16 protein-coding genes are annotated in these 21,879 nt (G+C 53.9%); 8 read left to right on the top strand and 8 right to left on the bottom strand.

Annotation, left to right across the window (positions count from 1 at the left end):
- Positions 1-5 precede the first annotated feature (5 nt).
- Together eutS and maeB are read right to left on the bottom strand one after the other, a co-directional pair.
- Positions 6-341, bottom strand: coding sequence for an ethanolamine utilization microcompartment protein EutS (eutS, locus tag HV477_RS08595; RefSeq protein ID WP_001031445.1), 336 nt, complete (start codon positions 339-341; stop codon positions 6-8).
- A gap of 413 nt (positions 342-754) precedes the next feature.
- Entirely contained in the window at positions 755-3,034 is a 2,280-nt protein-coding gene (gene maeB, locus HV477_RS08590) for an NADP-dependent oxaloacetate-decarboxylating malate dehydrogenase (RefSeq protein WP_000344299.1), read from the bottom strand.
- Positions 3,035-3,305: 271 nt separating this feature from the next.
- Here maeB and tal point away from each other — a divergent pair, with 271 nt between their 5' ends.
- The gene (tal, locus tag HV477_RS08585; RefSeq protein ID WP_061676219.1) at positions 3,306-4,256 is read left to right on the top strand and encodes a transaldolase; all 951 of its coding nucleotides are present in this window, start codon (positions 3,306-3,308) and stop codon (positions 4,254-4,256) included.
- Between the two features lie 19 nt (positions 4,257-4,275).
- Positions 4,276-6,276, top strand: coding sequence for a transketolase (gene tkt, locus HV477_RS08580; RefSeq protein ID WP_000087331.1), 2,001 nt, complete (start codon positions 4,276-4,278; stop codon positions 6,274-6,276).
- 66 nt (positions 6,277-6,342) lie between these two features.
- Here the strand turns inward: tkt and HV477_RS08575 are convergent, their stop codons facing one another.
- The 3 genes from HV477_RS08575 to nudK form a co-directional block, all read right to left on the bottom strand.
- Complete coding sequence (locus HV477_RS08575; protein WP_000700635.1) at positions 6,343-6,573, bottom strand: hypothetical protein; 231 nt, start codon at positions 6,571-6,573, stop codon at positions 6,343-6,345.
- A gap of 127 nt (positions 6,574-6,700) precedes the next feature.
- Positions 6,701-7,744 (bottom strand): DUF1176 domain-containing protein, encoded by a 1,044-nt coding sequence (locus tag HV477_RS08570; protein ID WP_001270671.1) that lies wholly within the window; start codon positions 7,742-7,744, stop codon positions 6,701-6,703.
- 124 nt (positions 7,745-7,868) lie between these two features.
- The gene (nudK, locus tag HV477_RS08565) at positions 7,869-8,444 is read right to left on the bottom strand and encodes a GDP-mannose pyrophosphatase NudK (RefSeq protein WP_000084037.1); all 576 of its coding nucleotides are present in this window, start codon (positions 8,442-8,444) and stop codon (positions 7,869-7,871) included.
- A gap of 203 nt (positions 8,445-8,647) precedes the next feature.
- Between nudK and pbp4b the strand changes: the two genes are divergently transcribed.
- A complete protein-coding gene (pbp4b, locus tag HV477_RS08560) occupies positions 8,648-9,946 on the top strand; it encodes a penicillin binding protein PBP4B (protein ID WP_175064950.1) in 1,299 nt (432 codons plus the stop codon).
- 448 nt (positions 9,947-10,394) lie between these two features.
- Here the strand turns inward: pbp4b and aegA are convergent, their stop codons facing one another.
- Positions 10,395-12,356 (bottom strand): formate-dependent uric acid utilization protein AegA, encoded by a 1,962-nt coding sequence (aegA, locus tag HV477_RS08555; protein ID WP_023260533.1) that lies wholly within the window; start codon positions 12,354-12,356, stop codon positions 10,395-10,397.
- A 185-nt stretch (positions 12,357-12,541) separates the two neighbouring features.
- Between aegA and narQ the strand changes: the two genes are divergently transcribed.
- Complete coding sequence (gene narQ / locus HV477_RS08550; protein WP_000216817.1) at positions 12,542-14,242, top strand: nitrate/nitrite two-component system sensor histidine kinase NarQ; 1,701 nt, start codon at positions 12,542-12,544, stop codon at positions 14,240-14,242.
- A 184-nt stretch (positions 14,243-14,426) separates the two neighbouring features.
- Positions 14,427-17,540, top strand: a complete 3,114-nt coding sequence (acrD, locus tag HV477_RS08545) for a multidrug efflux RND transporter permease AcrD (protein WP_001263079.1) — start codon at positions 14,427-14,429, stop codon at positions 17,538-17,540.
- 101 nt (positions 17,541-17,641) lie between these two features.
- Here acrD and ypfM read toward each other — a convergent pair whose 3' ends face one another.
- Positions 17,642-17,701, bottom strand: coding sequence for a protein YpfM (gene ypfM / locus HV477_RS08540; protein WP_001386977.1), 60 nt, complete (start codon positions 17,699-17,701; stop codon positions 17,642-17,644).
- 412 nt (positions 17,702-18,113) lie between these two features.
- On the opposite strand from ypfM, the gene HV477_RS08535 reads away from it, so the two are divergent.
- From HV477_RS08535 to HV477_RS08525, 3 genes are read left to right on the top strand one after another with little or no spacing between them, the layout of a single operon-like run.
- Entirely contained in the window at positions 18,114-18,470 is a 357-nt protein-coding gene (locus HV477_RS08535) for an ArsC family reductase (protein ID WP_001581645.1), read from the top strand.
- A gap of 3 nt (positions 18,471-18,473) precedes the next feature.
- On the top strand, positions 18,474-19,601 hold the full coding sequence (dapE, locus tag HV477_RS08530) for a succinyl-diaminopimelate desuccinylase (RefSeq protein WP_001277825.1): 1,128 nt from the start codon (positions 18,474-18,476) through the stop codon (positions 19,599-19,601).
- A 27-nt stretch (positions 19,602-19,628) separates the two neighbouring features.
- Complete coding sequence (locus HV477_RS08525) at positions 19,629-19,829, top strand: YpfN family protein (protein ID WP_000383839.1); 201 nt, start codon at positions 19,629-19,631, stop codon at positions 19,827-19,829.
- Positions 19,830-19,855: 26 nt separating this feature from the next.
- Here the strand turns inward: HV477_RS08525 and tmcA are convergent, their stop codons facing one another.
- Entirely contained in the window at positions 19,856-21,874 is a 2,019-nt protein-coding gene (tmcA, locus tag HV477_RS08520) for a tRNA cytosine(34) acetyltransferase TmcA (RefSeq protein ID WP_079899131.1), read from the bottom strand.
- Positions 21,875-21,879 lie beyond the last annotated feature (5 nt).

The raw sequence follows: 21,879 nt of genomic DNA, 5'->3' as shown, positions 1-21,879 counted from the left end.
ACCAATTAACTTTTTGTTAACTCACACAGGGTAAAGTTTAATAATCGCCCCAGCCCGCTGACCGTCTGTAATAGCGCTTCTTCTACTGCGCCGACGGTGCCATAAATCACCAGCGCGCCGCTAAATCTGTCGAGAAAACCGATGTGTACATCCGCAGCCTTCATCGCTAAATCGCCAGCGATCATGGCCGTTTCCCCCGGCGTTAAGGTCATAATGCCAATCGCGCCAGCATCGGGAACGCCGATCTTTTTCGCCAGTTCTTCACCAGGGTGCGCAATGAGATGCGCCAGAGTGACCTGTTTGCCCGGCACAAATTCCTGAATAATGCGTTCTTTATTCATTGCTCACCGTCTCCACTGAAACTGCCGTCATCGTGGCAATTTTTTGTCGGAGTAAATAACAAAATTCGGCAAGGTGATGTAAAAGGTGAGGTAGATCACTAAGAGAAAGAAAATAAAAGGGACTTCTGTCGAAGGTGTTAACGATAAATATCGTAGTGCATCACATTTTCAGGCGTCATTCTGAATTTAAGCCTGTTCCGAAATAAATACCCACCGGCTATTCTTTGTATTATTACCATCGATAAAAATAATGCGTATCACTCGATTTGTGCATCGTACAGATTCAGTGAAATAAGTAGGGGTAACGCAATAGGTTCCAGAATATCCCCACCTGAGCCTTTCATGCCATGGCGAAGCCCAGCGGCGCATAAAAAAGCGCAGGAGAACCTGCGCCAGAAGAGAGTAATGCGTTATTAAAGCGGCGTGGTTTGCGCTTCAACTACCGCTAACGCCACCATATTCACGATACGGCGTACAGAGGCGATCGGCGTTAATACATGTACCGGTTTAGACACGCCCATCAGGACCGGACCGACCGTGACGCCTTCGGAACTGGAGACGCGGAGTAAGTTGTAACTAATGCGGGCGGCTTCCATATTCGGCATCACCAGAATATTGGCGGCTCCCTTCAGCGGGCTATCCGGCATCCGGTCATTACGAATACTTTCCACCAACGCCGCATCACCGTGCATCTCACCGTCAATCATCAGATCGGGCGCTCGTTCGCGTACCCGCTCAAGGGTTTCGCGCATTTTGCTGGCGGACAGCGAATTTGAGGAACCAAAGTTAGAGTGCGACAACAGCGCGACTTTCGGCTCAATACCAAAGCGGCGAACGGTTTCCGCCGCCATTACGGCGATCTCCGCCAACTGTTCCGGCGTGGGATCTTCGTTAACATAAGTATCGGCGATAAAAGTGTTGCCGCTTGGCAGCAGTAAGGCGTTCATCGCCCCTGCCGTATGCACGCCGTCACGGTAGCCAAAGACGGCTTTCACGACGCTGAAATGCTCATGGTAGTCGCCGATGGTGCCGCAGATCATCGCATCCGCTTCCCCACGCTGCACCATGATCGCGCCAATGGCCGTATGGTTGCCGATCATCGCACGCTGCGCCTGTTCCTGAGTTACCCCGCGACGCTTCATGATCTGGTAATACTCGCTCCAGTACTCTTTGAAGCGCGGATCGGATTCATTATTCACGATCTCGAAATCAACGCCCGCTTTGATCTGTAGCCCCAGTTTCTGGATACGCATTTCGATCACGCTCGGACGCCCGATCAGGATGGGTTTCGCCAGCCCCAGGGTGATCAACTCCTGGGTTGCGTGCAGCACGCGCGCCTCTTCCCCTTCCGGCAGCACTACGCGCTTCGGATCTTTGCGTGCCTGCGAGAAGATCGGCTTCATGAACAGGTTGGTTTTGTAGACAAACTCGGTCAGTTTATCGATATAGGCATCAAAGTCAGCAATCGGGCGCGTCGCCACGCCGGAATCCATTGCCGCTTTCGCGACCGCCGGAGCGATTTTGACAATCAGACGCGGGTCAAACGGTTTCGGAATAATGTATTCCGGCCCAAAGCTCAGGTCCTGATCGCCATAGGCCGAGGCCACCACTTCGCTCTGTTCGGCGTGCGCCAGCTCGGCAATCGCACGGACCGCCGCCAGTTTCATCTCTTCGTTGATCGCCGTCGCGCCGACGTCCAGTGCGCCGCGGAAGATAAACGGGAAGCACAATACGTTGTTCACCTGGTTCGGATAGTCGGAACGACCGGTACAGATAATGGCGTCCGGGCGCACTTCTTTCGCCAGCGGCGGCAGAATTTCCGGTTCCGGGTTAGCCAGCGCCAGAATCATTGGCGCGCGGGCCATTTTCTTCACCATCTCCTGAGTCAGCACTTTCGGGCCTGAACAGCCGAGGAAAATATCCGCGCCGTCAATGACCTCATCCAGCGTGCGCTTGCCGCTGTCGTCTACCGCATAGGCCGCTTTGGTCTCCGCCATATTCGGCTCACGGCCTTTGTAAATAACGCCTTTAGAGTCGCACACCACGATGTTGTGCTTTTGCATCCCCAACGCGACCAGCAGGTTCATACAAGCGATTGCCGCCGCCCCTGCGCCGGAGACGACCATCCGCACGTCGGAAATATTTTTCTCTACGACTCGTAGGCCATTAAGAATGGCGGCCGTACTGATGATCGCCGTTCCGTGCTGATCGTCATGGAAAACCGGGATGTTCATGCGCTCGCGCAGTTTCTGCTCAATATAGAAACATTCCGGCGCTTTAATGTCTTCGAGGTTAATGCCGCCAAAGGTCGGCTCCAGCGCTGCGACCACATTAATAAATTTGTCCGGATCAAGCTCATCGACTTCAATGTCAAACACATCGATGCCGGCGAATTTTTTAAACAGAACGCCTTTGCCTTCCATGACCGGCTTGCCGGCCAGCGCGCCAATGTTGCCTAACCCCAGCACCGCTGTACCGTTGGAAATGACCGCGACAAGGTTGCCGCGCGCGGTGTATTTGTAGGCTGCCAGCGGATCTTTTTCGATTTCCAGGCAGGGTGCCGCCACGCCTGGCGAGTAAGCCAACGCCAGATCGCGTTGGGTGGCAAGGGGCTTAGTCGGAGAAACCTGAATTTTACCGGGTACCGGAAATTCGTGGAAATCAAGGGCGCTTTGTTTTAACTGCTCATCCATCTTGTTGTTCCTTTCACGTATCGTTCAAAAAGTGACGCGGCCTGGTGCGCCGCACATTATCACCGTACTGCGCAACACAAACTTTGAAGGTCTGCAAACTATCACGACGCAGCGCAAGAGTTTGTTATCAACTTATAACGGCCATGTTACCTGCTTATACCAGCAATACCATGCCTGTCTGCTATGCTTTTTGGTTATGTAGTGTATCAATCTTTCAGAAGTGTGAATCAACACACTCATCTAACACTTTACTTTTCAAGGAGTATTTCCTATGAACCAGCTAGACGGCATCAAACAATTCACTACCGTCGTCGCCGACAGCGGCGACATTGAGTCCATCCGCCACTACCAGCCGCAGGATGCCACGACAAATCCCTCTTTACTGTTAAAAGCCGCCGGGCTTGAGCAGTATGGTCATTTGATTGAGGATGCGATTGCCTGGGGGAAAAAACACGGCGGTACGCAGGAACAGCAGGTTGCGGCAGCCAGCGATAAACTGGCGGTTAATTTTGGCGCGGAAATACTGAAAAGTATTCCCGGTCGCGTCTCCACTGAAGTCGACGCGCGGTTATCGTTCGATAAAGAAAAAAGTATCGAGAAAGCACGCCATCTGGTGGATCTCTACCAGCAGCAGAATGTTGATAAATCACGCATTCTGATCAAGCTCGCCGCGACCTGGGAAGGTATTCGCGCCGCCGAGCAGCTCGAAAAAGAAGGCATTAATTGCAACCTGACGTTGTTGTTCTCTTTTGCCCAGGCGCGCGCCTGCGCCGAAGCGGGCGTCTATTTAATCTCTCCGTTCGTGGGCCGAATTTACGACTGGTATCAGGCGCGTAGTCCGCTGGAGCCGTATGTCGTGGAGGAAGATCCCGGCGTGAAATCGGTACGCAATATCTACGATTACTTTAAACAACATCGCTATGAAACCATCGTGATGGGCGCAAGTTTCCGCCGTACTGAGCAAATCCTCGCGCTAACCGGCTGCGATCGACTGACTATCTCCCCTAACCTGCTTAAAGAGCTGAAAGAAAAAGAAGAACCGGTGATCCGTAAACTGGTGCCTTCCTCGCAGATGTTCCACCGTCCTACGCCAATGACGGAAGCGGAGTTCCGCTGGGAACATAATCAGGACGCGATGGCCGTAGAGAAGCTGTCGGAAGGTATCCGCCTTTTCGCCGTTGACCAGCGCAAACTGGAAGACCTGCTTGCCGCCAAACTATAAACCTTGCATGGAGTGATTTATGTCCCGTAAAGACCTTGCCAATGCGATTCGTGCGCTGAGCATGGATGCCGTTCAAAAAGCCAATTCCGGGCACCCCGGCGCGCCGATGGGGATGGCGGATATCGCTGAAGTGCTATGGAACGATTTTCTTAAACATAACCCCACCGATCCGACCTGGTATGACCGTGACCGTTTTATCCTTTCCAACGGTCACGCCTCCATGCTGCTCTATAGTCTGCTGCATTTAACCGGCTATGACCTGCCGCTGGAGGAGCTAAAAAACTTCCGTCAACTGCACTCTAAAACGCCAGGTCACCCGGAGATTGGCTATACGCCCGGCGTTGAAACCACCACCGGGCCGCTGGGCCAGGGGCTGGCGAATGCCGTCGGGCTGGCGATTGCCGAGCGTACGTTAGGCGCACAGTTCAACCGGCCGGACCATGAGATTGTCGACCACTACACCTATGTCTTTATGGGCGACGGCTGTCTGATGGAGGGGATCTCGCATGAGGTGTGTTCGCTGGCTGGTACGCTGGGACTGGGCAAACTGATCGGCTTTTACGATCACAACGGCATCTCCATTGATGGCGAAACCGAAGGCTGGTTTACCGACGATACCGCCAAACGTTTTGAAGCCTACCACTGGCATGTCGTGCATGACATTGATGGGCACGATCCGGAGGCGGTGAAAAAAGCCATTCTCGAAGCCCAGAGCGTAAAAGATAAACCTTCGCTAATTATCTGTCGGACGGTGATAGGTTTTGGCTCGCCGAATAAAGCCGGGAAGGAGGAGTCGCACGGCGCGGCGCTGGGCGAAGAAGAGGTGGCGCTGACTCGCCAGAAGCTGGGATGGCATCATCCGGCGTTTGAGATCCCAAAAGAAATTTACCGCGCGTGGGATGGCCGTGAAAAAGGCGAGAAAGCGCAGCAGCAGTGGCAGGAAAAGTTTGCTGCTTATGAGAAGGCTTATCCTGAGCTGGCCGCAGAGTTTACCCGCCGGATGAGCGGCGGACTGCCGGAGACATGGGAATCCGCCACGCAAAAATTTATTAACGACTTGCAGGCTAATCCGGCCAAAATCGCCACCCGTAAAGCATCGCAAAATACGCTCAATGCCTATGGTCCCCTGTTGCCGGAACTGTTAGGCGGATCGGCGGATCTGGCGCCAAGCAACCTGACTATCTGGAAAGGTTCGACCTCGTTGAAAGAGGATCCGGCAGGTAATTATATCCACTATGGCGTGCGCGAATTCGGCATGACCGCCATTGCCAACGGCATCGCCCATCACGGCGGCTTTGTACCGTATACCGCCACGTTTCTGATGTTTGTCGAATATGCGCGTAACGCGGCGCGTATGGCGGCCTTAATGAAAGCCCGGCAGATTATGGTCTATACCCACGACTCCATCGGTTTGGGCGAAGATGGCCCGACGCACCAGGCCGTGGAACAACTGGCGAGCCTGCGCTTAACGCCAAACTTCAGCACCTGGCGTCCCTGCGATCAGGTTGAGGCGGCGGTCGGCTGGAAGCTGGCAATTGAACGTCAGCACGGGCCGACGGCGCTGATTCTCTCGCGGCAGAATCTGGCGCAGGTGGAACGCACGCCGGAACAGGTGAAAGCAATTGCCCGCGGCGGTTATATTCTGAAAGATAGCGGCGGCAAGCCGGATATCATTCTGATCGCTACCGGATCGGAAATGGAAATTACCCTCCAGGCGGCGGAAAAATTGACTGGCGAGGGGCATAACGTTCGCGTGGTGTCGTTGCCTTCAACGGATATTTTCGATGCGCAGGACGAGGCATATCGCGAATCAGTACTACCGGCGCACGTGACCGCCCGCGTCGCGGTGGAAGCCGGTATAGCCGACTACTGGTATAAATATGTTGGCCTAAAAGGCGCAATTATCGGCATGACGGGATACGGTGAATCCGCCCCGGCTGACAAACTGTTCCCGTATTTTGGCTTTACCGTGGAAAATATTGTAGAAAAAGCCCGCCGGGTGCTGAACATCAAAGGCTAAGGCGAGCGTTAGTTAGCAACACAGACTTTGCACAGTCTGCAGACCTGTTCTGTAGGCTGTGCAAAATTACTTCGTAGACTCAGGCGCATCTGACTGCCCGATGACGACCTCATCAATGGATTTATGGCACATCAGGCAAAAGGCCTTTTTTTTATGCGCCTGCAATGTTGAATCCCACGCCGCTGATCCGCCTTCTTTATTCACTTTTTCTCTTATCGCCGCCAGCCGATCTATTTCATAATAAGCGCTCAGGCAGCCACAATGGGGGCATAATACGGGGCCATTATTTATTTTCATACTATTTCCTGCTGTGGTGAGGCTATCGGGTAAAGTAACAATCCTACCGTAACGTAGCAATCTCTATACCATAAATGAAACCTCAATAGGTGTATCCCTATTCTGAAAAGGGGATAACAACCAGGATTCAACGCGTGATCCACAGCGTAGGCCAGGCATCCGGCCCGTGCCAGCTATCGCAGCTCGGTTCTTCGGCATAACGCACCAGACGAAAACGATCGCCATCATAACGCCAGCGCGTCTGGATACCGCAGTCGGTTAACCCCCGCCCTTTCGCCAACGTCACCAGTTCACGCGTTTTCTCGTCAAAGAAGGCGTTCATCAACTCCATGTCATTACTTTCGACGCCGCGATTAAATGGCAGCCGCAAACGTACGGCGCGCGAGACGAGCGTTTTTTTGCGTGAAACTACCCAGGCGAGATCAATAGTGTTATAGGCGCCGGCTTCGCAGTTAACAATCAATAACGCTTTATCATCCGTCAACGCGCTGACCTGCGTCTCGCGACGCAGCGGGTCAAGCGAACAACGAATGCCGTTTACCCGCCATGCTGCGTAGTCCAGCAGATCGTCGCGTTCTTCCTCACTCAGCGGTACGGGCGTTGGATTAATAACGGCGATCCCCTTTAATGCCGGTGCCGGGGGCACGCTGAGCGGCGGTTCGTTTCCTTTTTCAATCCAGGCGGTTTCGCTGCCCACACGTTTTTGTTGCGCGTCGATAAACAGTAATGCCGCTTTTAATCCCGCCAGCGAAAGCGTCTGAACGCCGTTTTTTAAGGTGATGGCCTGCGCATCCTGAATCGTCTGTAAAAATGCGGTAATGGTGGCAGGATCGCCGGTCATGAGATGCCAGGGCGACACGCGCCAGTGTGGACTGTTGAACGAAAGCGGTTTGCCATCCAGCAATAAGCGAGGCGCAATTGCGGCTTCTTTAGCGTCGGGCGGCGCCAAACCGCCACGATCGATACGCAGTACCGCATCGGTACGCGCCCCGGCGCTGCGGCTTAATGTCATCACCAGCCCATGATGTTCGCCAGTATTGCGCGCTACGCAAAAATTTTGGTTATTGCAGGTGACCTGCCAGTCGGAAAAAGTCCGTTGCGCTGGCGCAGCCCACAGTAGCTGGACCGGCAACAGGCCAAACAGACAAAAAAGAATAACGCGGTAGCGCATGAACGGAACAACCCCAGATTCAGAACAACACAGCTAAGGCGGTATCTTCCTTGCGCGCCTCAGGGTTCTCAATCAGATTTATCGGATTGGTCTTTTTTGTGTAAAGAAATATATTTCTTTTTTTTCAGTCCATTAGATGAGACGTCTGTAAATAGTTAAGCAATAACACGGTCTTACCGTCCCGAATCTCGCCTGAGCGCACCATTTCCAGCGCCCGGGAAAACGGCAGTTCAAGCACCTCAATCTCTTCGTCCTCCACGCCGCCGCCGATGCTGGCACGCTCGCTATCATGATATTCGGCAATGAAGAAATGAATCAGCTCCGTGACGCCGCCTGGCGACATATACAGCTCAAATATCTTGCGTACCTCACCAACGTCATACCCTGTCTCTTCAATGGCCTCTTTACGGATACAGACCTCCGGCTCGTCGTTATCAAGCAGGCCAGCGCAGGTTTCAATTAACATACCGTCTTGATTACCATTGACCCATGTCGCCACGCGAAACTGGCGAACCAGAACCACGGTTTTTTTAGTTGAGTTGTAAAGCAGAATGGTTGCGCCATTCCCGCGATCGTAAACCTCACGCTTGTGACGGATAACCTCGCCATTACGACGGGTCAGGTCATAGGTAATGTTGCGCAGAGTAAAATAATTATCAGAAAGAATTTTATCCTTAATAAGCGTAATGGTTTGCGACATGCTGGCTCCAGGGTGTAAAAAGAGCATTAATATTACGCCGTGAGGCCGGTTTTGTCTGCTGAAGGGTTAATCCTTAATGCCGACTGAACGGATGTACAGCCATATTTTTCTGTCACTGCCATGACCATATTCTGCTTCTCCGGGCCGCAGAGTCCATGCTCGCGATATGATTTGACGGCCGGAGTGAGACTGAGGGAATCATCATGAAATTTACTCTCGTTGCGACGGTTCTACTGACGTTTTCCCTTTCAGCTTTTGCCGTTGAGTATCCGGTATTGACCACCGCGAGCCCTGATCAGGTGGGGTTTGATAGCCAAAAACTTCACCGACTTGATGGCTGGATTCAAAATCAAATTGATGCCGGATATCCCAGCATCAATCTTCTGGTGATAAAAGATAATCATATTGTTCTACAAAAAGCCTGGGGCTATGCTAAAAAATATGACGGTTCCACGCTGTTAGCCCATCCCATTCGGGCGACCACTAACACGATGTATGACCTGGCTTCAAACACAAAAATGTATGCCACTAACTTTGCATTGCAAAATCTGGTGTATGAAGGAAAAATAGATGTCAATGATTTGGTATCAAAATATATCCCCGGCTTTAAGGATATGCCTGGGGATAAAATAAAAGGCAAAGATAAACTCCGCATTATTGATATTCTTCATCACGTCGCGGGCTTTCCTGCCGACCCACAATATCCCAATAAAAACGTCGCCGGTAAATTATTTTCACAGAGTAAAAGCACTACTCTGGAGATGATTAAAAAGACACCGCTGGAATATCAACCTGGGTCGAAGCATATCTACAGCGACGTGGATTATATGATTCTTGGTTTTATCATTGAATCGATAACGGCAATGCCATTAGATCGCTACGTCGAAACCACCATTTATAAACCGCTCGGATTAAAACATACCGTCTTTAACCCGCTGATGAAAGGCTTCACGCCGCCGCAAATCGCCGCAACGGAACTACACGGCAATACGCGTGACGGCGTGATTCATTTCCCCAATATTCGCACCAATACACTATGGGGCCAGGTGCATGACGAAAAAGCCTGGTACTCAATGGGCGGCGTTTCAGGACACGCCGGACTGTTTTCTGACACCCATGATATGGCTGTGTTAATGCAAGTCATGCTCAATGGGGGCGGCTACGGTAACGTGAAGCTATTCGACAACAAAACGGTTGCGCAGTTTACTCGCCGCTCGCCACAAGACGCTACCTTTGGTCTGGGGTGGCGCGTTAACGGCAACGCCTCAATGACCCCCACGTTCGGGGTATTAGCCAGTCCGCAAACGTATGGACATACCGGATGGACCGGAACGCTGACGTCTATCGATCCGGTTAATCATATGGCGATTGTGATTTTAGGTAACAGGCCGCACTCGCCGGTAGCAAATCCTAAAGTGAATCCAAATGTTTTTGTCAGTGGATTATTACCTGCGGCGACGTATGGCTGGATTGTTGACCAGATATATGGTTCCTTAAAATAAAAATTAAGAGCCTATCCCACCAGGCGTTATTGGCGCAGCCAGTTTGGACACGGACAGCGCGCAAAAACCGGAGCGTACACGTAGTACGTGAGGTTTGACTCGCTACGCTCGCCCTTCGGGCCGCCGCAAGCGGCGTTCAAAACGCTAACGCGTTTTGGCGAGCACTGCCCAGGTCCAAAATGGCAAGTAAAATAGCCCTAATGGAATAGGCTCTAAGAAGGGATTCTGATAGTGTCCCTTCCTTCAATTTACACTCTATTTTCAATACTAAGATTGGCCTCATCAGGCCTGTTAAACATCGACCCGACGGGAAAATGTTTATCGCAGGGCGTCCAGCCCTGCGAGCGTCAACATTTCTGCAAACGGAATAAGGTTAGCCAATAAGTTTAAGATTTTTTATCACTCAATCATTTAACCGTACCAGGCCTTAACCGGCCTACAAATACGCTTATTTAGCTAACCAGTCGAGTATCCCCTGTGCGGCATGTCGGCCTTCTGCCATCGCTGTCACCACCAGATCGGCGCCACGCACCGCATCGCCGCCGGCGAAGATTTTCGGGTTGGATGTCTGGTAACGAAACTCGCTCTCGACGCTGGCGGCAATACGTCCCCAGTTATCCACCTTCACGCCATGCGATTCCAGCCACGACATACCATGCGGATGAAAACCAAACGCCATAATGACCGCATCCGCCGGCATCACGAACTCGCTGTCCGGTACAGGTACCGGGCGGCGTCGCCCCTGACCATCCGGTTCGCCAAGCCGCGTACGCAAAAAGCGAATACCGCTGGCGCGCCCGTGCGTATCCAGCACCAACTCAACCGGCTGAACGTTAAATTCAAAGTTCGCGCCCTCTTCCCGCGCGTTTTTCACCTCTTTTTTCGACCCCGGCATATTGGCCTCATCGCGGCGATAAGCGCAGGTGACGTTAGCAGCGCCATGACGCAGCGCCGTACGTACGCAGTCCATTGCGGTGTCACCGCCGCCCAGCACAACCACGTTAAGGCCCGCAGTATCAATAAACGGCTCGTCAGGCAACGCCGGAAGCCCCATCACCTGTTTGGTATTGGCGATGAGGAATGGCAACGCATCATATACCCCCGGCGCGTCTTCATTCGGTAAATCAGCCTTCATGGAACGATAGGTTCCTACCCCGACAAAGACGGCGTCATAACTTTCCAGCAGCGTCTCCAGAGAAATATCTTTCCCTACTTCGCAGTTAAGCTCGAAACGAATCCCCATCGCGCTGAAGATTTCCCGACGGCGCGCCAGCAGAGATTTATCCAGTTTGAAAGCCGGAATACCAAAGGTGAGCAAACCGCCGATTTCCGGATGGCGATCGTAGACGGTGGCGCTTACGCCATGGCGCGCCAGCACGTCAGCGCAGGCAAGACCTGCCGGCCCCGCGCCGATAATCGCCACGCGCTTATCGCTCTTCTGTACGTCCGACAGGTCGGGACGCCAGCCTTTGCTCAGAGCGCGATCGGAGATATAGCGCTCAATGTTGCCGATGGTAACCGCGCCATACTCATCGCGGAGTGTACACGCGCCTTCGCATAGCCGATCCTGCGGACAGACGCGCCCGGTAATTTCCGGCAGACAGTTGGTCTGGTGGGAAAGCTCTACCGCCGCATCAATATCGCCGGCTTTCACCAGTTCGATCCACTGGGGAATATGGTTATGCAGCGGACAGGTCCATTCGCAGATACTGTGTTCCCCGCATGTGAGGCAGCGGGCCGCTTCACGCTCCGCCTGCGCGGCGCGAAACGGCAGATAAATTTCCTCAAAGGTGGTTTTACGCGCTTCAATCGCCAGTTTATCCGGTTCGCCGCGCGGCGGCGTCGCCTGCATACGCTCGACTTTGCTGCTTGCTGTCCCACGGTGTTGTGTATCCACGGTATGCCAGGGGCGAATCTCCTGCCGGGCGGTACGCAGCCGTCGCGTTTTAGCCAGACGGGTCAACGAGTCTTCGGTGACCAGTTGCAGCGCATCCGCCGGGCAATTTTCCACACAGGCCGGACCCTGTTCACGTCCCTGACACAGATCGCATTTATGCGCGCTGGCTTTGAACTGGTTTGGCGCGACGGGCGTCAATACCATCTGCATGGTGCCGAATGGGCAGGCGACGACGCAGGATTTACAGCCGATGCACTTCTGCGCATTGACCTGCACGCTGTCGTTAATATGCGCGATCGCGCCGTTCGGACAGCTACGGGCGCAGGGCGCATCTTCGCAATGGTGACATGTGACCGCGCTGCGCTGGTGCTGATGTTTGATGACAGTAATTCGGGGCTGATAGCGCTGTGGCGTCAGGACATGTCGCTCATCATTGTGAGCCATTACGCAGGCGACCTCGCAGGCATGGCATCCCAGACACTGCTGGCTATTGGCCATAATAAAACGATTCATGGCGTCCTTCTGTTTTGGTTGCAAAAACCTTATTCTTTATATGAGCATTGTTATTAACTGACGAAGGCGGGGTCGGCAATGTTCATCTGCCCAGGAAGCACAACTATCTGTCCAGAACCTGTGGCAGATCAATTTATTTCAAAGCAAATGAAATTGCGGTTCAGCTAAATGCGGGGAGTACCAGTGTGACGGTTAAACGCCCGGTCTCGGCCAGTCTGGCTAAGGCTTTTTTCTATATTGTGCTGTTGTCTATTCTGTCCACCGGCAGCGCATTACTGACGCTGACCAGCAGTTTACGGGATGCCGAAGCGATCAATATCGCCGGTTCGCTACGAATGCAGAGCTATCGGCTGGGTTACGATCTGCAAAGCCGTAGCCCGCAGATTAATGCGCATCGTCAACTTTTCCAGCACGCGCTCAACTCGCCGGTACTGCAAAATCTCAACGCCTGGTATGTGCCGCAGGCGGTAAAAACTCGCTACGCGCGCCTGCACGCCAACTGGCTGGAGATGAATAGCCGCCTACAGGACGGCGACATTGCCTGGTATCAGACCAATATCAACAATTACGTCAATCAAATTGATCTCTTCGTTCTGGCATTACAGCATTACGCCGAGCGTAAAGTCATGCTGGTCGTCGCCATATCGCTGGCGGGCGGTATCGGCATATTTACGCTGGTCTTTTTTACCCTACGACGTATCCGCCAGCAGGTCGTTCGCCCGCTAAATCAACTGGTCACCGCCAGTCAGCGTATTGAACATGGTCAGTTCGCCCCGCTGCCGCTGGATACCAGCTTACCCAATGAGCTGGGATTGTTGGCGAAAACGTTTAGCCAGATGTCGAGCGAGCTGCATAAACTTTACCGTTCGCTGGAAGCCTCGGTGGAAGAAAAAACGCACGATCTGCACGAAGCGCATCGCCGCCTGGAGGTGTTATACCAGTGCTCCCAGGCGCTGAATACCAGCCAAATCGATGTCCACTGTTTTCGCCATATTTTGCAAATTGTCCGTGAACATGACGCCGCCTGGTATCTGGAGTTAACCGTGGGCGATAACTGGCGGATTAGCGAAGGCACGCAAAGCCCCGACCTGCCGATGCAAATGCTGCCAGTGACGATGCAGGACACGGTCTATGGCGAACTCCACTGGCAAAGCCCCAACGTTAATGCCTCTACGCCGTTGCTGAACAGCGTCTCCACGATGCTGGGGCGTGGTTTGTACTTTAATCAGGCGCAAAAACACTTCCAGCAACTTTTGTTAATGGAAGAGCGCGCGACGATTGCCCGTGAGCTACACGATTCGCTGGCGCAGGTACTTTCTTATTTACGTATTCAGTTAACGCTTTTGAAGCGCGCCATTCCAGAAGATAACGCCGGCGCGCAAAGCATCATGGCGGATTTTTCCAGAGCGCTGAACGACGCCTACCGTCAGCTTCGCGAGCTACTCACCACGTTCCGTCTGACGTTACAGCAGGCCGATTTACCCTCCGCATTGCATGAGATGCTGGAAGATTTACAGAGTCAGACCCCGGCCAAACTCACGTTGGATTGCCGTTTACCCACGCTGGCGCTGGATGCGCAAATGCAGGTGCATTTGTTGCAAATTGTGCGCGAAGCGGTCCTGAACGCCATTAAACACGCCAACGCGAGCGAAATCGCCGTGAGCTGCGTCACCGCGCCTGACGGCGATCATACCGTTTATATTCGCGATAATGGCATTGGTATCGGCGAACCGCATGAGCCTGCCGGACACTATGGTCTGAATATAATGCGTGAGCGCGCGGAACGGCTTGGCGGCACGCTGAATTTTTCGCAACCCTCCGGCGGCGGCACGCTGGTCAGTATCAGTTTTCGCTCCTCCAACAAGGAAGAGAGTCAGTTAACGTAAAGAACGGCAAATCGCCGGAAGGCCAGATGTCAGGCTTTCCGGCGTTGGCACAAAAAGTATGCTGTAAAAGCGCATGATAATTTACATTATCTCCTTTATTTCTCCACGTTTGGCTCGTAGCTTGCCGCTACAGTGAAGCAGTTCAAATCTATAACGATATGTAGAAACACGAGGTTCCCCTTTAATGGCGAATTTTTTTATCGATCGCCCCATTTTTGCCTGGGTGCTGGCTATCCTGTTGTGTCTGACAGGGGCGTTAGCCATTTTTTCTTTACCTGTTGAACAATATCCCGATCTGGCGCCGCCCAACGTACGTATTACCGCGAATTATCCGGGAGCGTCGGCGCAAACGCTGGAAAATACCGTAACCCAGGTTATTGAGCAGAATATGACGGGCCTCGATAATCTGATGTACATGTCATCACAAAGCAGCGGAACCGGACAGGCGACCATCACCCTGAGCTTTATTGCGGGAACCGATCCTGATGAGGCGGTTCAGCAGGTGCAAAACCAGTTACAGTCCGCGATGCGTAAACTGCCGCAGGCGGTACAGGATCAAGGCGTCACGGTACGCAAAACGGGCGATACCAATATTTTGACCATCGCTTTCGTCTCTACCGACGGCTCTATGGACAAGCAGGATATTGCCGACTACGTCGCCAGTAATATTCAGGACCCGCTCAGCCGCGTCAACGGCGTGGGCGATATTGACGCTTATGGTTCACAGTACTCTATGCGTATCTGGCTCGATCCGGCCAAATTGAATAGTTTTCAGATGACCACGAAAGACGTGACCGATGCGATTGAGTCGCAGAATGCGCAAATCGCCGTCGGGCAGCTTGGCGGTACGCCTTCGGTCGACAAGCAGGCGCTGAACGCCACCATTAATGCGCAGTCACTGCTGCAAACGCCGCAACAATTTCGCGATATCACCCTGCGCGTTAATCAGGACGGTTCCGAGGTCAAACTGGGCGATGTCGCCACCGTGGAGCTGGGGGCGGAAAAGTATGACTACCTCAGCCGTTTTAACGGCAATCCGGCTTCCGGTCTTGGGGTTAAGCTGGCTTCCGGCGCGAACGAAATGGCGACCGCGAAGCTGGTGCTGGATCGCCTCAACGAGCTGGCGCAGTACTTCCCTCACGGCCTGGAATACAAGATCGCGTATGAAACCACCTCCTTTGTCAAAGCATCGATTATCGATGTGGTCAAAACGTTGCTGGAAGCTATCGCGCTGGTTTTCCTGGTGATGTACCTGTTCCTGCAAAACTTTCGCGCCACGCTAATTCCGACGATCGCCGTGCCAGTAGTATTAATGGGCACCTTCTCCGTGCTTTACGCGTTTGGCTACAGTATTAACACATTAACCATGTTCGCGATGGTGCTGGCGATCGGGCTCCTGGTCGACGATGCCATCGTGGTGGTGGAAAACGTCGAACGTATCATGAGCGAAGAAGGGCTCACGCCGCGTGAAGCGACGCGCAAATCCATGGGACAAATCCAGGGGGCGCTGGTCGGTATCGCGATGGTGCTGTCTGCGGTATTCGTACCGATGGCGTTCTTTGGCGGTACCACCGGGGCGATTTATCGTCAGTTTTCTATCACCATTGTCTCGGCAATGGTGCTGTCGGTGCTGGTCGCCATGATCCTGACGCCAGCGCTGTGCGCAACGTTATTAAAACCGCTGCACAAAGGCGAACAACACGGGCAACGCGGATTTTTCGGCTGGTTTAACCGTACCTTCAATCGTAATGCCGAACGTTATGAGAAAGGCGTAGCGAAAATTTTGCATCGCAGCCTGCGCTGGATTCTGATTTATGTTCTGTTGCTTGGCGGCATGGTGTTCCTGTTTTTGCGTCTCCCCACCTCCTTTCTGCCGCAAGAAGATCGGGGCATGTTCACTACGTCTATCCAGCTACCGAGCGGTTCTACGCAACAGCAGACCCTGAAAGTCGTTGAAAAGGTTGAAAACTATTACTTCACCCATGAGAAAGACAACATTATGTCGGTCTTCTCGACGGTAGGTTCCGGCCCTGGAGGGAATGGGCAAAACGTCGCACGCATGTTTGTTCGCTTGAAAGACTGGGACGCGCGCGATCCCACCACCGGCTCCTCGTTCGCCATTATTGAGCGGGCGACAAAAGCGTTTAACCAGATTAAAGAAGCTCGCGTCTTCGCCAGCAGCCCGCCGGCAATTAGCGGTCTGGGCAGCTCCGCCGGTTTTGATATGGAATTACAGGATCACGCCGGAGCAGGCCATGACGCGCTGATGGCCGCACGAGATCAACTCATTGAGCTGGCCGGGAAAAACAGTTCCTTGACCCGCGTGCGTCACAACGGCCTGGACGACAGCCCGCAACTGCAAATTGATATTGACCAACGGAAAGCGCAGGCGCTGGGCGTATCGATTGACGATATCAACGACACCCTGCAAACAGCCTGGGGGTCGAGCTACGTCAACGACTTTATGGACCGGGGCCGCGTGAAGAAGGTCTATGTTCAGGCCGCAGCGAAATATCGTATGTTGCCGGATGATATTAATCTTTGGTATGTCCGTAACAAAGAGGGCGGCATGGTCCCCTTCTCCGCCTTCGCCACCTCGCGCTGGGAAACCGGATCGCCGCGTCTGGAACGCTATAACGGCTATTCGGCGGTAGAAATTGTCGGAGAGGCCGCGCCGGGGGTCAGTACCGGGACGGCGATGGATGTCATGGAGTCGTTGGTGCATCAGCTACCGGGCGGTTTTGGCCTGGAATGGACAGCCATGTCTTACCAGGAACGGCTCTCCGGCGCGCAGGCGCCTGCGCTGTACGCTATTTCGCTATTAGTCGTCTTCCTGTGTCTGGCGGCATTGTATGAAAGCTGGTCGGTGCCCTTCTCGGTGATGCTGGTTGTGCCGCTCGGGGTCATCGGCGCGTTACTCGCCACCTGGATGCGCGGGCTGGAAAACGATGTTTACTTCCAGGTGGGGCTGTTGACCGTTATCGGCCTCTCGGCGAAAAACGCGATTCTGATTGTGGAATTCGCCAACGAAATGAATCAGAAGGGACACGCGCTGTTAGACGCCACGCTGTACGCCAGCCGCCAGCGCCTGCGACCGATACTGATGACTTCGCTGGCATTTATCTTTGGCGTATTGCCGATGGCCACCAGCACCGGGGCAGGCTCGGGTAGCCAACATGCTGTCGGAACCGGCGTGATGGGGGGAATGATCTCAGCAACCATTCTGGCTATCTTCTTTGTACCCCTGTTTTTCGTGCTGATACGTCGCCGCTTCCCGCTGAAGCCGCGCCCGGAATAAGATCCCGGCCAGCCTGATACGAGGTGCCGGGCACAAAAAAGGCGACTTTCGTTGAGTCGCCTTTTCTTATCCCCTATGGGAGCGCGGTGCCTTCCAGGCATTTATTTACGAAGCATGACTTCGATAAAATCTTTCCAGTTCCCCAGTTCACGTTCAATCATAATAGCCTCTCTTATTATTATGGGTATTCTACGTAGTTAGCGGTATAGAGAGAAGTTCATTTAACCGATTGTTGCGATATCCTCTGGTTATGCTGTCTATGATATTACTATGGCGCTGTAGCCATAAATTTTATGTGACTTACTGCAATATTTAGCAACATTAATACCTTTTCTACTACTTTATCAAATTGGGTTAAAAAACAAACAATTGCATATGCACAAAATAGGATTTATACCGCGAAGTATAAACAAGCCACATCTGGAACGTTTTGGAATCATTATTCACATTCACTCAACAATGTTATATTGATTGCCGATCAGCGCTGGATAAATAACCATAAACGGCCACACTTATTATCCCGCAGACGATACTATTGATTATTTATTCGAATTTCGCGTTAAAGGATTCAATATGATTACCCTCTATGGCATTAAGAATTGCGACACGATCAAAAAAGCGCGCCGTTGGCTGGAGGAGCATGGCATTGATTATCGTTTTCACGATTACCGTGTGGATGGCATAGACCTCCCTCTTCTTAATACCTTTATTGCCGAACTCGGCTGGCAGCCTTTACTGAATACGCGCGGCACAACATGGCGCAAACTGGATGAAGGCCAACGCAGCGGGATTACCGATGCCGACTCCGCCGCTGCTCTCATGGTTGAACAGCCGGCAATCATCAAACGCCCATTGCTCTGCGCGCCCGGGAAGCCTATGCTGCTTGGTTTCAGTGAATCCCGTTATCAGCAGTTTTTTGATGAGGTGTAGTCTATGTCGTGCCCGGTTATTGAGCTGACACAGCAACTTATTCGTCGCCCCTCCCTGAGTCCGGATGACGCAGGCTGTCAGGCATTAATGATTGAACGCCTGCGTAAAATCGGTTTTACCATTGAGCATATGGATTTTGGCGACACGCAAAATTTTTGGGCATGGCGTGGGCGTGGCGAAACGCTGGCGTTCGCCGGGCATACTGACGTCGTACCGGCTGGCGATGTCGATCGCTGGATCAATCCGCCGTTTGAACCTACGATTCGCGACGGAATGTTGTTCGGTCGCGGCGCGGCGGATATGAAAGGTTCACTGGCGGCCATGGTAGTGGCTGCTGAACGTTTTGTTGCGCAGCATCCTCATCACCGGGGCCGTCTCGCATTTTTGATTACCTCTGATGAAGAAGCCAGCGCAAAAAATGGCACCGTAAAGGTGGTTGAAGCGCTGATGGCCCGTAACGAGCGGCTGGATTACTGTCTGGTCGGCGAACCTTCCAGTACTGAAATTGTGGGTGATGTCGTCAAAAACGGGCGTCGCGGTTCCCTCACCTGTAACCTCACTATTCATGGCGTTCAGGGGCACGTCGCCTATCCGCATCTGGCGGATAACCCTGTTCATCGCGCTGCGCCTTTTCTTAATGAACTGGTCGCTATCGAGTGGGATCGGGGCAATGACTTTTTCCCGGCCACCAGTATGCAGGTAGCCAATATCCAGGCAGGCACCGGCAGCAATAATGTCATTCCCGGTGAACTGTTCGTGCAGTTTAACTTCCGTTTCAGCACGGAACTGACCGATGAGATGATCAAAGAGCGGGTACATGCGCTGCTTGAGAAGCATCAGCTACGCTATACCGTAGACTGGTGGCTTTCCGGCCAGCCGTTCCTGACCGCACGCGGCAAGCTGGTGGACGCGGTGGTAAACGCCATTGAGCACTATAATGAAATTAAACCGCAATTACTGACGACGGGCGGTACGTCCGACGGACGTTTTATCGCCCGTATGGGAGCGCAGGTGGTAGAACTGGGGCCGGTGAACGCCACCATTCATAAAATTAATGAATGTGTGAATGCCGCCGATCTCCAGCTACTGGCCCGTATGTATCAACGCATTATGGAACAGCTCGTCGCCTGATGAGCGTTCCGGTAAGAGGAAATAAGCATGGACTGGCTGGCAAAATATTGGTGGATTCTGGTATTGGTGTTTCTGGTAGGCGTACTGCTGAATGTGATCAAAGATCTCAAACGCATCGACCATAAGAAATTCCTTGCCAATAAACCTGAGCTGCCCCCGCATCGCGATTTTAACGATAAGTGGGACGATGAAGACGACTGGCCGAAGAAAGATCAGCCGAAAAAGTAACCGGATAACATGCCGGACAGGTATCGCTATCCGGCATGGTCCCCACCGCCGGGCATTACGTCGCGCAAACGCTGCGTTCGTCCGGCATCCAACGCAATCAGCGCCTGCGCCGCCTGCGCACGCTGCAACGCCAGCAGAGCTTTACGGCCTGAAATGCGTAGCCGGGCGCACAGTTCGGCATCGCTGGCTTTTTCTTCCAGCCGCCCTCTCAGCGCCGGTAATGGCAATGCGCTGTATTGCAGTAAACGATGCAGGCAACCTAACGATGTCAGTAGCGGGCGGTGCGCGAAAGCAAAACCGACCAGCTCACGCCAGTCTTCATCATTAAGCGCCTGTTCGCGTAACGCCGCCAGCGGTATCGCCTCGCCGTTCCACTGCGTCAGGATATCCGCATCGCGGCGCAAACGTTGGTGTTCCTGCTGCGCCAGCCGTTTTCCCGCGTCGCTCAGCGGCAATAACGCCATCGCCGTATAGCAACCGCTGCTCGCCTCCCGATGGTTGCCCATCCGTACCAGCACAAAGCCGCAGCGCTGCCAGAAGCGCCACAGCTCCGGCGTATAGCCAAAGCTGACGGAAAGATAATCACACTGCGCCGCCTGCTCGCACGCGCAGGCAATCAACTGCTGACCGATGCCTTCGCGCTGGCGGGCGGGGTGCACCGCGATACGGCTTACGCGACGCCCGACCAGCGTCGCGGCTAAAGGGTCGCTACCGTGCGCCGCCAGCGACTGCGCCACCAGATTTCCACGCGGCCGCCGGAAACCGCCCCATACAGCCTGACTGAGTTCTGCGGATAACCCGCCCTCTTCGACCAGCCAGAGGGCGCCCGCCACACGGTTATTCGCCGTAGCCTGCAAGAAATGCTGTCCTGGCGCATCCATCATTCGGCGCAGATCCAGCGGCGAAGTACGATAGTGCGCCCCCGACAGTAACTGATACACAGCCCTCGGCAACGCGGGCGTCTTCCCCCAGGCCTGTTGGTAAAACGCCGAGATTGCTATCGCGCCATGTGGCGCCTGCGCAAACGCTTCATCGTCGAATATCAGCGCCTCGCTGACGATATTTTCCAGCGGGCATTCTGGCGCCCAGCGGACAGGCTGACGAAGCGTGAAGCGGTGAAGCTGCGGAAAACGGGCGCAAAACTTAAGTAAAAAACCGCGTCCGGTGCCTTCGTAGCCCTGAACGGTGGTGGTGAGTAGTATGCGGGAAAAGCGCGAAACCAGTTGCAGCAGCAGCGGCGCGGGGATTGCCGCCGCCTCGTCAACCACCAGCCAGTCGGCTCTTGCCCCGCTCGCCAGCAACGCATCCGGCGCCATAAAGCAGAACCGCTCACCGGCAAACGCTGCCAGGATATCCGTTGCCGTTTTCGCCGGTGCGGTCACGATAGCCGTACCCGCCATCCGGGAGATGAATTGCCCGGCCAGCGCCGATTTGCCGCGCCCACGGGGGGCAATCACCGTCGCCACGCCGGGCGGCATTTCACGTAAACGCGATAAGATAGCCGCCTGCTCCGGCTGCGGCTCGCCGGTGGCGGGTCGCCAGCGTTCACGGGAAGGATAAGATGGCCAGCAAAACGGCTGGCGCTGTCGCCAAAGCAGCGTTTGCGGATCGCGGGAAAGAGTCCGTTTAAGATGCTGTGCAAACTGCGGTGTGGGGATAGGCTGCGCGCAGTCGCTCCAGCGCAGTGAATCGGTATCAGGCCGGCTTTCCCACGTCTCATACGGCGGCATCAGCAGAAGCAGCCAGCTTCCGGCCTGCAAGGTCCCGCTCAGGGCGGCAAACGCTGCGGCGTCAAAGCCCTGCCAGGCATCAAATATCGCATGACGGAATTCACGGCCCAGCAGCGTTTGTAACGCCTGTGGCGTACAGCGCGAGTGGGCGGGCGCGTCAGGCGCGACCCACAGCCAGTCACCGGGCAATGCAGCGCGTATCGCCTCGGCCCGCTCCCGACACCACGCCGCATCGCCGCTGATGACCAGTAAACGGCGAATGCCTTCCTGTGTCATTTGCGACGTTAACGCCTGTAGCGCATCGATATCAGACATCCCTG

It is taken from the genome of Salmonella sp. SG203, assembly GCF_013350575.1.
Taxonomy (GTDB): domain Bacteria; phylum Pseudomonadota; class Gammaproteobacteria; order Enterobacterales; family Enterobacteriaceae; genus Salmonella; species Salmonella enterica.
The sequence above is the reverse complement of the archived record's forward strand: the minus strand, read 5'-3'. Positions and strand labels throughout refer to the sequence as shown.

Excerpts from the sequence above, each read along its gene's own strand:
- pbp4b (WP_175064950.1), top strand. The coding sequence starts at position 8,648 with ATGAAATTTACTCTCGTTGCGACGGTTCTACTGACGTTTTCCCTTTCA.
- HV477_RS08570 (WP_001270671.1), bottom strand. The coding sequence starts at position 7,744 with ATGCGCTACCGCGTTATTCTTTTTTGTCTGTTTGGCCTGTTGCCGGTC.
- tal (WP_061676219.1), top strand. The coding sequence starts at position 3,306 with ATGAACCAGCTAGACGGCATCAAACAATTCACTACCGTCGTCGCCGAC.
- acrD (WP_001263079.1), top strand. The coding sequence starts at position 14,427 with ATGGCGAATTTTTTTATCGATCGCCCCATTTTTGCCTGGGTGCTGGCT.
- HV477_RS08535 (WP_001581645.1), top strand. The coding sequence starts at position 18,114 with ATGATTACCCTCTATGGCATTAAGAATTGCGACACGATCAAAAAAGCG.
- tmcA (WP_079899131.1), bottom strand. The coding sequence starts at position 21,874 with ATGTCTGATATCGATGCGCTACAGGCGTTAACGTCGCAAATGACACAG.
- dapE (WP_001277825.1), top strand. The coding sequence starts at position 18,474 with ATGTCGTGCCCGGTTATTGAGCTGACACAGCAACTTATTCGTCGCCCC.
- tkt (WP_000087331.1), top strand. The coding sequence starts at position 4,276 with ATGTCCCGTAAAGACCTTGCCAATGCGATTCGTGCGCTGAGCATGGAT.
- eutS (WP_001031445.1), bottom strand. The coding sequence starts at position 341 with ATGAATAAAGAACGCATTATTCAGGAATTTGTGCCGGGCAAACAGGTC.
- HV477_RS08575 (WP_000700635.1), bottom strand. The coding sequence starts at position 6,573 with ATGAAAATAAATAATGGCCCCGTATTATGCCCCCATTGTGGCTGCCTG.
- aegA (WP_023260533.1), bottom strand. The coding sequence starts at position 12,356 with ATGAATCGTTTTATTATGGCCAATAGCCAGCAGTGTCTGGGATGCCAT.
- HV477_RS08525 (WP_000383839.1), top strand. The coding sequence starts at position 19,629 with ATGGACTGGCTGGCAAAATATTGGTGGATTCTGGTATTGGTGTTTCTG.
- nudK (WP_000084037.1), bottom strand. The coding sequence starts at position 8,444 with ATGTCGCAAACCATTACGCTTATTAAGGATAAAATTCTTTCTGATAAT.
- maeB (WP_000344299.1), bottom strand. The coding sequence starts at position 3,034 with ATGGATGAGCAGTTAAAACAAAGCGCCCTTGATTTCCACGAATTTCCG.